Origin of the sequence: Streptomyces sp. NPDC059456, from assembly GCF_042750055.1 — a bacterium.
Classification (GTDB): domain Bacteria; phylum Actinomycetota; class Actinomycetes; order Streptomycetales; family Streptomycetaceae; genus Streptomyces.
In genome coordinates, this window is sequence record NZ_JBHYVA010000125.1 from 1 (window position 1) to 10,570 (window position 10,570).

Genomic DNA, 10,570 nt, shown 5'->3' on the forward strand with positions numbered 1-10,570 from the left:
ATGATACGGAGAACACATCGATATACAATATCATCTTCGTCGGCAGAGTACGCTGTGTATAAGAGAAAGAAAAACCGATAAGAAAGCCCTCTGAGCCGCTCTGAGTCGCTTGAGTCGCGACTCAACGCAATGTGGATCCAACATCGCCCAAGACCGAGGAAGGACAGAGACCAGCCCATGGCTCTCGTGGTGGTGCCTGAAAGGCGACTGCACAGCGTTGAGGAAGCCGCGGAACTGTTGAGCGTGGGCCGTTCCACCGCCTACGAGGAGATCAGGCTCGGTCGCCTGCGCACTGTGCGCTCTGGCCGGCGACGTCTTGTCTCCACCGAGTACGTCGACGAGTACGTCGAGCTGCTCAAGCGTGAGGCCGAGGCCGCCGCGTAGCACGCAACGACCCTCAACGGGGCCGCCCCAAGTGGGGGCGGCCCCGTTCTCATGCATGAAAGGTGCCAATGGACGGAGAACGACCCGCCCGTAAGGCGGCGAATGGCGAAGACTCGATTTACTGGGACGCTTCCAAGGGCCGGTACGTCGGCGCGATCTCCCTTGGCTATACCGCGGCTGGCAAGCGCAACCGAGCCAAGGTCTCCGGGAAGACCAAGACCGATGTCCGGCGGAAGCTGAGAGATCTCAAGAAGGAACTGGAGAAGGGCGCCAAGGCTCCAGCCAACTACACGGTCAAGCAGGCCGTTGAGGACTGGCTGGCGCAAGGACTCAAGGGCAAGGCGTCCACCAGCGTGGACACCTATCGCAGCCTTGCAGCCACGCACATCTACACGGAGCTGGGGGCAGCGAAACTCAGGCTGCTGGAGGCCGATGAGGTCGACGACTGGCTCGACGGTCGTGCGGAACTGCTCGCTACGACGTCTCTGCGAATGGTCCTCTCCATCCTGCGCCGGTCAATCACGCATGCCCAGCGGCGAGGCAAATCCATCCGGAACGTAGCCGAGTTGGTTGAGGCCCCGGAAGGCAAGGACGGCAGGCCCAGCAAGTCACTTTCGCTGGAACAGGGAGAGGCCGTCCTGCGCGCCAAGACAGGCAGTTGGATCCATGCCTACGTGGTCCTGGCGTTGCTGGTCGGCGTGCGGCCGGAAGAAACTCGCCCGCTCACCTGGTCGCATGTTCATACCGGACTTGCTGATGGGCGCCAGCCGTATGTCGACGTATGGCGCTCCGTTCGCAGCCACGGCGACACGAAGACTCGTAAGAGCCGCCGATCCCTGGCCATGCCCAAGCAGGTGGCCGCAGTGATGGATGCCCACCGCGCACGGCAGCAGGCCGAGGCCAAGGGCGCCGGCCGTGAGTGGACCAGCGAGGGCCTCGTCTTCCCCACAGAGGACGGGGAGCTGCGGACCGCCTTGAACGTGCGCCGCAACTTCCGCATTCTGCTGAAGGAGGCCGGCATCGAACGGCCGGCGGAATGGACGACACGAGAGCTGCGGACGAGTTTCGTATCGCTGCTCTCCGACCACGGTCTATCCATCGAAGTGATCGCCCGCATCGTCGGACACACCGGCAGTAGCACGACCGAGCAGGTCTATCGGAAGCAGCTGCGGCCGGTGATCGCGGAGGGCGCGGAAGCGATGGATCAGATCTTCCCGCGCGGGGCGGCCGAGCCGCCTCTAGCTTCACCATCGCAGTGATTCACATCCCGTGGCTCCCAGCTTGGCTCCCCGGAGCCAAGCTGGGAGCAGAGGGCAAGCCTCTGACCTGCTTTAACGCGCCTCTCGGGCCCTGCCCGCGCTTTACGTTCCGCTTAAGGCGGGCATAGGAAGGGGCTCAGGTGGCGGGCTCCGGAGGCCGCGGCGAGATCGGTCCGGGCGGGCCCGGGGATCGTGCGCGATGGGGGAGAATCCCCGGGTGACCTCGACGAACCTGAAGATCCGGATCGACGGCGCGGCCGGCGCGGCCGCCCCCTACGAGCAACTGCGCGCCCAGATCGCGGAGGCCGCTCGGGCGGGTGACCTGCCGGTCGGGTACAAGCTGCCGACGGTGCGCGGGCTCGCGGAGGAGCTGGGGCTGGCGGCGAACACGGTCGCGAAGGCCTACCGGGCCCTGGAGGGCGACGGGGTCATCGAGACGCGGGGCCGCAACGGGACCTTCATCGCCGCGGCCGGCGACGGGGCCGCCCGGGAGGCGGCCTCCGCCGCGCAGGCCTACGCGGAACGCGCGAAGCGGCTGGGCCTGAGCTTCGACGAGGCCACCGCGGCCGCACTCGACGCCCTCCGCGCCCGCTACGGGAGCTAGCTCCGCCGCAGCCGTGCCCGGAGGTGGTGGGTGAGGGGCCGTCCCACCGCCGCCATGGCCTGCTCGATCGTCAGTTCCCCGTCGGCGAAGGCGTACCGGCGGCGCACGGCGGTGACCTCCTTGGCCTTCGGCGTGCACGCCACGGTGTCGGTGGCCATCTCGACGTCCGTCCCGGACACCCGGCCGACGTACGTCTCCACGATGCCGGTCGGGTGCGCGAGGACCACCTCCACCGAGGCGTCGGGCAGGATGCGCCACCAGCCGGATTCCCGCCCCGAGGGGCGCAGGGCCGTGCCGGACCCGTCGACCAGCCAGGCGCGCGACTCGTAGCGCAGGAACGGCCGGCCGTCATGGCTGAAGGTGATCTCCTGCTCGTACCGGAAGCCCTGCTCCAGCGTCGGGTACTCGCCGGCGCCGCTGCCGTGCCAGCGGCCCAGGAGGTGCAGGACCGGCTCCAGCTGCGGGTGCGGTTCCGGGCCCTCGCCGAGGACCTGGCTGTCGGGGTACGGGTTCTCCTGCGCCGGTTCGGGCACGTGCACGCTCCTGTTCGGTGTCCCCCGGGACTCCGCCCGGGCCGGGCCCATTGTCGTCGGCGCCCGGGCCCGGACCGCGCCCGCCCCGCCCACGCGCCCGCCCACGCGCCCCGCCCCGTCCACGCGCCCCGCGCACGCGCCCCGCCCCGTACGCGCTCCCGCCCGCCGGCCGCGGCCGCAGCGGGCCGGCTACAGGTACAGGCCCGCCTCCGTGTCGTGCCCGCCCTGCGGCGGCAGCAGGGACGCCGGGCCCGCGCCCCGCCGCAGCGCGAACAGTTCGGCCAGCGTGGCCCCCTCGCGCGAGATCCCCTCGTCCGTGCCCAGCCAGTCCACCGCCTCGCCGTGCGTGAGCCGGCCGACCTCGATGCGGGCCAGGCAGCGGCCCGGCCGGACCACCGCCGGGTGGAGCCGTTCCAGGTCCTCGTTCGTGGTCACCCCGACCAGCACGTTGCGGCCCTGCCCCAGCAGCCCGTCCGTCAGGTTCAGCAGCCGCGACAGCGCCTGGCCGGCCGTGTGCCGGGCCTCGCCGCGGATCAGCTCGTCGCAGTCCTCCAGCAGGAGCAGCCGCCAGCGGCCCTTCGCCGTGCCCTCGTCCTCGCCGATCGCGATGTCCATCAGGTAGCCCACGTCGTTGAACAGCCGCTCCGGGTCCAGGACGCAGTCCACCTGGCACCAGTCCCGCCACGACCGGGCCAGCGTCCGCAGCGCGGAGGTCTTGCCGGTGCCCGGCGGACCGTGCAGCAGGAGCAGCCGCCCCGCGATGTCGTCCGGGGTCACCTTCATCAGCCGGTCCATCGCCGAGGCCACCGGCGCCGTGTAGTTCGGCCGCACCTCCGCCCAGGTCCCGGCGGAGATCTGGCGGGTCGTCCGGTACGGTCCGCGGCGCGGGGAGACGTACCAGAACCCCATCGTGACGCTCGAAGGCTGCGGTTCGGGCTCGTCCTGCACCCCGTCCGTGGCCTTGCCGAGCACGCCGGCGGCGAGTTCGTCGCTGACCGCCGTCACCGTGACGTCCGCACCGCGGCTCCAGCGCGAGACGAGCATCGTCCAGCCCTCGCCCTCCGCGAGGGTGGCGCTGCGGTCGGAGTCGCGCGCCGAGCGCAGCACGGTGGCCTCGGGCGGCAGCAGGGTCGCCTCCGCCTTCACCCGCTCGATCGTCACGCTGTGCGAGTACGGCTGCTCGCCGGAGGCGAACCGGCCGAGGAACAGCGCGTCCACGACGTCCGACGGTGAATCGCTGTCGTCGACGTTGAGCCGGATCGGCAGCGCGTCCTGCGGGTTGGCTGGCATGGCGCCCATGATCCGGCACGAACTGGCCGCGTGCACCCGTGTTTCGCCGGATCGGGTGCGCGGGTTCCCTCTTCAAACGTGCCGGTGGTGAAGATTCGGCTCGCAACTCCGCGCCGAAAATTCTTGGCATGAGCACTTCCGGCCATGGCCGACTCCCAGTACCACGGACTCAGGAGTAACTCCCGAGTAACCCCCGTGTACCTCCCCCCACAAGGAGCCGCACACATGAGCATGAAGACGTCGCGCTTCGCCGCCCTGGCCTCCTCCCTGTTACTCGCCGCAGGCGCAGCCCTGTTCGGCGCCGGACAAGCGGCCGCCGCCACGGCCGATTTCGGCTACGTCGCCCTCGGCGACTCGTACTCCTCCGGCGTCGGCGCCGGCAACTACGACGGCGGGAGCGGCAACTGCAAGCGCACCTCCCGCGCCTACCCGGCCCTGTGGGCCGCCGCCCACTCCCCGCAGACCTTCTCCTTCACCGCCTGCTCGGGCGCCCGTACGGGTGACGTCCTCTCCGGCCAGCTCGGCCCGCTGAACTCCGGCACCGACCTGGTCAGCATCACCATCGGCGGCAACGACGCCGGATTCTCCGACGTCATGACGACCTGTGTGCTCCAGTCCGAGTCCACCTGCGTCAACCGCGTCAACCAGGCCAAGGCGTACGTCGACTCCACCCTCCCCGGCCAGCTCGACCAGGTCTACGACGCGATCCACGGCCGGGCGCCCGGCGCGCACGTCGTCGTCCTCGGCTATCCCCGCTTCTACAAGCTGGGCGGAAACTGCGTCACCGGCCTCACCGAGGGCGAGCGCTCCGCCATCAACGGCGCGGCCGACTACCTGAACGCCGCCATCGCCAAACGCGCCGCCAACCACGGGTTCACCTTCGCCCCGGTGGCCGGCGCCTTCACCGGCCACGAGATCTGCTCCGGCGACGCGTGGCTGCACAGCGTCAACTGGCTCAACATCACCGAGTCGTACCACCCCACCGCTGCCGGACAGTCCGGCGGCTACCTGCCCGTCTTCACCAACGCGGCCTGATCCCGGGCCCGATCAGGAGGCTGCGGAGGTCGGCCCCGCGGTCGCGGACTCCGTGGCCTCCGGCCCCGTGGCCTCCGGTCCGGCGGCCTCCGGTCCGGCGCCGGCCGCCGGGGTCGCCGGCCCCGCCGGCACCGGAGCCGGTGAACCGCTCGGCCCAGGGGAGGGGGAGGCCCCTTCCGTCGGGGTCCCCGCCTCCTCGCACGTCACGGAGAACTCCACCCAGTCCGAGGCCGCCGGGGCGGGCCCCCGCACCTCCAGCCGGATCGCGTCGTCGAAGGTCGCGTTCGGGTAGTACGTGAGCTCGGTGTGGTCCAGCTCCCGGCTCCGGGGGCCGTCCGCCGGGTACGTGACGGACTGCCAGTCGGGGCCGGAGGTGACCCCGCTGCGCGTCGCCCAGCGGTACTCCAGCACGGCGGGCGTACGGTCCGCCTCGACGGTCGCCGTGAACGCCGGGGCCCGTGCGGCGTCCGGCGGGCACGTCCCCCGGTAGTCCGTCCGTACGGCACGCACCGTCACGGCGAACTGCGGCGGGGGCGCCACCGACGGCGAAGCGGACGGGGACGGGGACGGGGAGGGCGACGCCGGCGGCGACGGCGATCCGGACGGGCCCGCGGACGTTCCGGCCGCCGTGGTGACCGGTCCCGTCGGGCCGGTGCCCCCGCTCCCGCCCCTGTCACCGCGGTCCTTGAACAGCAGCCACCCCAGCACGACCAACGCCAGCAGCAGCACGACGATCCCGGCGGTCAGCACCAGCCCGGCCCGCCCCTTGCGCGGCGGCGCCCCGCCGCCCGGCACGCCGGCCGGGGCGGGACGTGGCGCCGGAGCGGGCACCCGCACCGGCATCGGCGGGGTCGCCCCCTCGCGCCGGTCGCGCCCGTACGGCCCGTCCTGCCGGTGGTGCGCCGTGGCCGTCGGGGAGTCCGGCCCCGACACCGCGCCGCCGGAACCCTCGAGGAGCCCGCCCGCCCCGACGATCCGCAGCATCCGGGCCGCCTCCGCCGCGGGCAGCCGTTCCGCCGGGTCCTTGCGCAGCAGCCCCTCCAGCACCGGCGTCAGCGGGCCCGCCCGGCGCGGCGGCGGCAGCTCCTCGTCCACCACCGCCCGCAGCGTGGACAGCGGGGTGTCCTGCCGGAACGGCGAGACGCCCTCGACGGCCATGTACAGCATCACCCCGAGCGACCACAGGTCCGACTCCGGCCCCGGATCGCGCCCCAGGGCCCGCTCCGGCGCGAGGAACTCGGGAGAGCCCACCACCTCGCCCGTCATCGTGATCGCCGACGAACCCTCCAGGCTGGCGATCCCGAAGTCGCTCAGCACCATCCGGCCGTCGTTGGCGATCAGCACGTTGGAGGGTTTGACGTCCCGGTGCAGCACCCCGGCGTCGTGCGCGGCGCGCAGCGCGGCCAGCACCTGCTCCCCGAGGTGTGCGGCCCGCTGCGGGGTGAGCGGCCCCTCGGCCTCCAGTGCGTCGGCCAGCGACAGCCCGCGCACCAGCTCCATCACGATCCACGGCCGGCCGTCCTCGGTCGCCACGTCGTAGACCGTGACGACCCCGCGGTGCGAGACCCGGGCCGCCGCCCACGCCTCCCGTTCGAGCCGCCGGTACATCCGCCCGATCTCGGCACCGTCCAGCCCCGTGGGGGGCCGTACCTCCTTGACGGCCACCTCGCGGCCCAGCACCTCGTCGCGGGCCCGCCACACGATGCCCATCCCGCCCCGGCCCAGCACGTCGATCAGCCGGTACCGGCCCGAGATGACACGGTCCGCGGCGGATTCCCCGCCCGCTCCACCGATTCCGTCACTCACGCGAGCCCCCTGGTGTGTCCGTGTGTCGGCGGGCGATCACTCCAAGTTAGCGCAGCGCGCGCGATGTGGCCCGGGTCCGCGCAGGACCCGCGCGGCGGCCCCCGGAAGACCCCCCTCCCCTGCGGAGAGTGACGGCCGACTCCGCTGAGTAACCGTCAACTCCCCGTCCCCATAGGGGTAATTCACACCACCGGGATACCCGAGCGCGACGCGGGGGCGATAGGGTTACCCTGCCCGGGCCGGGTGCCCTCGTACGGGTGGGGAGAGAACATGGAACAGATAGCAATGCGCAGCAGGCCGCCACGCGTGCCTGCCATCACCTGCGGCAGCAGTGCGACCAGCTCGCGCCTCGACCGCCACCTCGCCGTGCTGGGCGGACCTGCCGTCCCCCACCGCGAGACCGCCGAGGCGACGCTGCTGATGCGCGAACTCACTTCTCGCGACCACACGCACCGCCTGCGGAGCCGGAGCGCGCGCGTCTCGCTCTTCGCGCCGCTGCGGCGTCTGCGTCGCACGCTCTTCGGCAGCCGCCGCTCGTAACAACCGTCCCCGACTCCACAAGGTTTCGCCCCCGGCCCTACGCAACCACACCATCCCGGCGCAGTGTCGTGATCTGCGCGTCCGTCATCCCCAGGGCGCGCAGCAGGGCCTCGGTGTGCTCGCCGAGCGCGGGGGCCCCCCCCCCCGGGGGGGCCGGCCCGCCGCCCCCGCCGGCCGGACCGTCGACAACCGGTTCTGGTACTCGTACGCCCACTGGCGGGCCGGCACCCACGAGGGCACCACCGCCCGCTCCGGCCGCCGCCCCGGCCTGGCGATCGGCACCCCGGCCGGCCGCACCGAGTACACCGACCCGCACACCGGCAGGAAGAGCACCTGGGAGTACGCCTCCTGGACCTCCCCGGTGCACCGCTCCCGGGTGCCCGGCACCGAGGCCATCCCGTCCTGGAACGCCCGCACCCCGGCCGGCACCTGGATCCAGGTCGAACTGCGCGCCGGCTACGGCACCCGCGCCACCACCCCCTGGTACGTCATGGGGCGCTGGGCCTCCGGCGACGGCGACATCCGCCGCACCTCCGTGGACGGCCAGACCGACGGCACCTCCACCGTGTGGACCGACACGCTGGCCGTCGACGCCCCCGCGCGGGCGAACGGCGTACGCCTCGCGGACTGGCAGCTGCGCCTGACCCTGCACCGCAAGCCCGGCACGACCGGGAGTCCGACGGTGTGGCTGGCCGGGGCCATGGTCTCCGACGTCGCGGACCGGTTCACCGTCCCCGCCTCGGCGCCGTCGGGCGAGGCCCGCGAACTGACGGTCCCCCGCTACTCGCAGGAGGTCCACAAGGGCCAGTACCCCCAGTACGACAACGGCGGCGAGGCGTGGTGCAGCCCCACCTCCTCCCAGATGATCATCGAGTACTGGGGCCGCGAGCCCGCCGCGGCGGACCTGGCCTGGGTGGATTCCCGCTACGCCGACCCGCAGGTCTGCCACGCGGCCCGGCTCACCTACGACAGTGCCTACAAGGGCTGCGGCAACTGGCCCTTCAACGCGGCCTACGCCGCCACCTACGACGGTCTGGCGGGCGTCGTCACCCGGCTGCGCTCCCTCGCCGACCTGGAGACCCTGATCCGCTCGGGCATCCCCGCGATCACCTCGCTGTCCTTCCGCGCCGAGGAGCTCACCGGCGCGGGCTACGGCACCGCGGGCCATCTGATGACCGTCATCGGCTTCACCGCCGCCGGGGACGTGGTCTCCAACGACCCGAACTCGGCCGACAACCCGGCGGTCCGCCGCGTCTACCAGCGCCGCGAGTGGGAGAACGCCTGGCTGCGCACCAAGCGCCACAACGCCGCCGGCAAGGTCGCCACCGGCTCCGGAGGCATCTGCTACCTGTACGCGCCGGCCCGCCCGACCGCGGCCCAGATCCATGCGCTGAGGGCGGTGGGAGTGCTGTGAGGAAGGTGCCGAAACTTCCCGGAATTTCCGTTGACCCGGAGCGCAGATAAGCGGAACATAAAGTCATAAAGGGCACATAAAGGCTTCTACAGGAGGCGGCCCGCCATGACCACCCACCCCATCGAACACCACCCCGACCTCGCCGAGATGCGCTCACGGTTCGAGCGGGTCACCAACACGCCCGCCGCCCAGGCCGTGGAGGCACTGGCCCTCATCACGGGCCTGTACCTGGCGGCTTCCGCATGGATCGCCGGGTTCGGGTTCGGGCTCGGCCCGCTCGCGATCAACAACCTGATCGCCGGGCTGGCCTACTGCCTGTGCATGAGCGGACTGGGCTCCGCCTATGAACGCACCCACGCGATGGCCTGGACGGCGGTCGTCATCGGAGCCTGGACGATCGTGGCTCCGTGGCTCATCGCCGGGGACGTCAGCACCACCCGCAGCGTGGTCAGCAATGTGATCGCAGGCGGCGTCGCCCTGCTGCTCGCGCTCTCCATGGCGGGCATGGCGGGCCGCAACCGCGCGACCTGACCCCCGTACGCACCGGGGCCCCGGGGGGGGGCGCGCCGGGGGGGCGGGGGCGGGCCGCCGCCGGGGGGGCCGACGCCCCCCCCCGGGAGGGCGGGGGGGGGGGGGGGGCGGCCCGGGGCGGCGGGGGGGCCCCCCCGCGGCCCCCCGCCCCCGCGCCCCCCCCGCCCCCGCCCCGCCGGGGGGCCGGGGCCCGGCGGCACGTCCGAAGGGGCGTCCGAATCCGCGCCCGGAGGTGCCGGACGGGGCGTGACGTGCGCCACGGGTGACGGTCGTCTCTACCGTGAAAGCCGCAAACGCTGTCACATTGGACGGCATGACCGCACACAGCGCCGCCCTCACCGCCCGCGCCCGCAAGCTCGTCGGGACCGGCGGCCCCAAGGAAGACTCCACGTGGCTCGAGCACGTGCTCGGCTGGACGCTGGTGGTCGTCGTCGCCATGTTCGTCACCCAGGTCGGCTGGCTCTGACCCGGGCGCGGGTGCCGGGCCCCCTCGTCACGAGGCCGCCGGCCGCAGCCCGTCGGTGACGATCACGTCAGAGGTGACCGGCACCTGCTCCGCACTGACCCGCGTCATGAAGAAGAACGGCGGGATCACCGGGGGAGCGGGCAGGCCGTCCGGGCTGAAGGTGACGCGCAGCAGTCCTTCGATGCCGCCGCTGGACTTCGACAGGCACAAGGTCACGCCGCCCCGCGGAGCGAGGGAGTCGGCGGCCGGCCCGTACTCCTCGTGTCCGTCCCGGGTGCTCGGCCGGTGGTCGTCGAGCGACGCCGCGCGCATCGTCAGGACCAGCACCCTCGGCGGGCCGTGCCCCGGCGGCCCCGCCGGGGCCCCCGCGGCCCCCGCCGGTCAGGTCGTCGCCCAGGGCGCGGACCACCCCGGCCACTTCGTGCCCGAGCGTCACCTTGTCGCCCGCGAGGGGCTGCGGCTTCAGCATGCCCTGGATGAGGTGCACGTCCGACAGGCAGACACCGGCCGCGCGCACCTGTACGAGGACCTGCCCGGGGCCCGGTACGGGCACCGGCACCTCTTCGACGGCGAAGCCGCCTCCGTCGGTGGTCAGCCTCGCGGCGAGCATCGTTGCCACGCTTGTGTCCCTTCCCCTTCGCGGACGCCGGGGGGGGGGGGGGGGGGCGCCCCCGCCGGGGGGGGGGGGGGGGCCGGGGGGGGGGTGGC

At 72.8% G+C, this 10,570-nt stretch carries 12 protein-coding genes and 1 pseudogene; 8 read left to right on the top strand and 5 right to left on the bottom strand.

What is annotated here, in order from left to right; translation table 11 throughout:
- The first annotated feature begins 177 nt into the window (after positions 1–177).
- The 3 genes from ACFXA3_RS13980 (at position 178) to ACFXA3_RS13990 (ending at position 2,247) form a co-directional block, all read left to right on the top strand.
- On the top strand, positions 178–384 hold the full coding sequence (locus ACFXA3_RS13980; RefSeq protein WP_385186434.1) for an excisionase family DNA-binding protein: 207 nt from the start codon (positions 178–180) through the stop codon (positions 382–384).
- Between the two features lie 68 nt (positions 385–452).
- Positions 453–1,643, top strand: a complete 1,191-nt coding sequence (gene xerC / locus ACFXA3_RS13985; protein WP_385186436.1) for a tyrosine recombinase XerC — start codon at positions 453–455, stop codon at positions 1,641–1,643.
- Between the two features lie 217 nt (positions 1,644–1,860).
- On the top strand, positions 1,861–2,247 hold the full coding sequence (locus tag ACFXA3_RS13990; protein ID WP_385186439.1) for a GntR family transcriptional regulator: 387 nt from the start codon (positions 1,861–1,863) through the stop codon (positions 2,245–2,247).
- Here the strand turns inward: ACFXA3_RS13990 and ACFXA3_RS13995 are convergent.
- A complete protein-coding gene (locus tag ACFXA3_RS13995) occupies positions 2,244–2,780 on the bottom strand; it encodes an FABP family protein (protein WP_385186442.1) in 537 nt (178 codons plus the stop codon). The genes ACFXA3_RS13990 and ACFXA3_RS13995 overlap by 4 nt on opposite strands.
- A 189-nt stretch (positions 2,781–2,969) precedes the next feature.
- Positions 2,970–4,070, bottom strand: a complete 1,101-nt coding sequence (locus ACFXA3_RS14000; RefSeq protein ID WP_385186445.1) for a DUF5925 domain-containing protein — start codon at positions 4,068–4,070, stop codon at positions 2,970–2,972.
- A 231-nt stretch (positions 4,071–4,301) separates the two neighbouring features.
- Here ACFXA3_RS14000 and ACFXA3_RS14005 point away from each other — a divergent pair, with 231 nt between their 5' ends.
- On the top strand, positions 4,302–5,105 hold the full coding sequence (locus ACFXA3_RS14005) for an SGNH/GDSL hydrolase family protein (RefSeq protein WP_385186470.1): 804 nt from the start codon (positions 4,302–4,304) through the stop codon (positions 5,103–5,105).
- Between the two features lie 12 nt (positions 5,106–5,117).
- On the opposite strand, the gene ACFXA3_RS14010 is transcribed toward ACFXA3_RS14005, so the two are convergent.
- A complete protein-coding gene (locus tag ACFXA3_RS14010; RefSeq protein WP_385186473.1) occupies positions 5,118–6,815 on the bottom strand; it encodes a serine/threonine-protein kinase in 1,698 nt (565 codons plus the stop codon).
- A gap of 366 nt (positions 6,816–7,181) precedes the next feature.
- Between ACFXA3_RS14010 and ACFXA3_RS14015 the strand changes: the two genes are divergently transcribed.
- The 4 genes from ACFXA3_RS14015 to ACFXA3_RS14030 all read left to right on the top strand — a co-directional run bounded on the left by ACFXA3_RS14015 (position 7,182) and on the right by ACFXA3_RS14030 (position 9,862).
- A complete protein-coding gene (locus ACFXA3_RS14015; protein ID WP_076046471.1) occupies positions 7,182–7,451 on the top strand; it encodes a hypothetical protein in 270 nt (89 codons plus the stop codon).
- 115 nt (positions 7,452–7,566) lie between these two features.
- Entirely contained in the window at positions 7,567–8,865 is a 1,299-nt protein-coding gene (locus ACFXA3_RS14020; protein WP_385186448.1) for a peptidase C39 family protein, read from the top strand.
- A 105-nt stretch (positions 8,866–8,970) separates the two neighbouring features.
- The gene (locus ACFXA3_RS14025) at positions 8,971–9,396 is read left to right on the top strand and encodes an SPW repeat protein (RefSeq protein WP_385186451.1); all 426 of its coding nucleotides are present in this window, start codon (positions 8,971–8,973) and stop codon (positions 9,394–9,396) included.
- A gap of 313 nt (positions 9,397–9,709) precedes the next feature.
- On the top strand, positions 9,710–9,862 hold the full coding sequence (locus tag ACFXA3_RS14030) for an SCO1431 family membrane protein (RefSeq protein ID WP_385186455.1): 153 nt from the start codon (positions 9,710–9,712) through the stop codon (positions 9,860–9,862).
- A gap of 27 nt (positions 9,863–9,889) precedes the next feature.
- Here the strand turns inward: ACFXA3_RS14030 and ACFXA3_RS14035 are convergent, their stop codons facing one another.
- Positions 9,890–10,174 carry a hypothetical protein gene (locus ACFXA3_RS14035; RefSeq protein WP_385186476.1) on the bottom strand — a complete coding sequence of 95 codons (285 nt, stop codon included), beginning with the start codon at positions 10,172–10,174 and terminating at the stop codon, positions 9,890–9,892.
- Positions 10,175–10,250: 76 nt separating this feature from the next.
- A pseudogene (locus ACFXA3_RS14040) lies at positions 10,251–10,472 on the bottom strand (alcohol dehydrogenase catalytic domain-containing protein); the annotation flags it as partial.
- Between the last annotated feature and the right edge of the window lie 98 nt (positions 10,473–10,570).

What these genes read in the sequence shown, in the direction of transcription:
- ACFXA3_RS14025 (WP_385186451.1), top strand. Translation starts at nt 8,971, where the DNA reads ATGACCACCCACCCCATCGAACACCACCCCGACCTCGCCGAGATGCGC.
- ACFXA3_RS14000 (WP_385186445.1), bottom strand. Translation starts at nt 4,070, where the DNA reads ATGCCAGCCAACCCGCAGGACGCGCTGCCGATCCGGCTCAACGTCGAC.
- ACFXA3_RS14010 (WP_385186473.1), bottom strand. Translation starts at nt 6,815, where the DNA reads ATGGGCATCGTGTGGCGGGCCCGCGACGAGGTGCTGGGCCGCGAGGTG.
- ACFXA3_RS14015 (WP_076046471.1), top strand. Translation starts at nt 7,182, where the DNA reads ATGGAACAGATAGCAATGCGCAGCAGGCCGCCACGCGTGCCTGCCATC.
- ACFXA3_RS14005 (WP_385186470.1), top strand. Translation starts at nt 4,302, where the DNA reads ATGAAGACGTCGCGCTTCGCCGCCCTGGCCTCCTCCCTGTTACTCGCC.
- ACFXA3_RS13980 (WP_385186434.1), top strand. Translation starts at nt 178, where the DNA reads ATGGCTCTCGTGGTGGTGCCTGAAAGGCGACTGCACAGCGTTGAGGAA.
- ACFXA3_RS14030 (WP_385186455.1), top strand. Translation starts at nt 9,710, where the DNA reads ATGACCGCACACAGCGCCGCCCTCACCGCCCGCGCCCGCAAGCTCGTC.
- xerC (WP_385186436.1), top strand. Translation starts at nt 453, where the DNA reads ATGGACGGAGAACGACCCGCCCGTAAGGCGGCGAATGGCGAAGACTCG.
- ACFXA3_RS14035 (WP_385186476.1), bottom strand. Translation starts at nt 10,174, where the DNA reads ATGCGCGCGGCGTCGCTCGACGACCACCGGCCGAGCACCCGGGACGGA.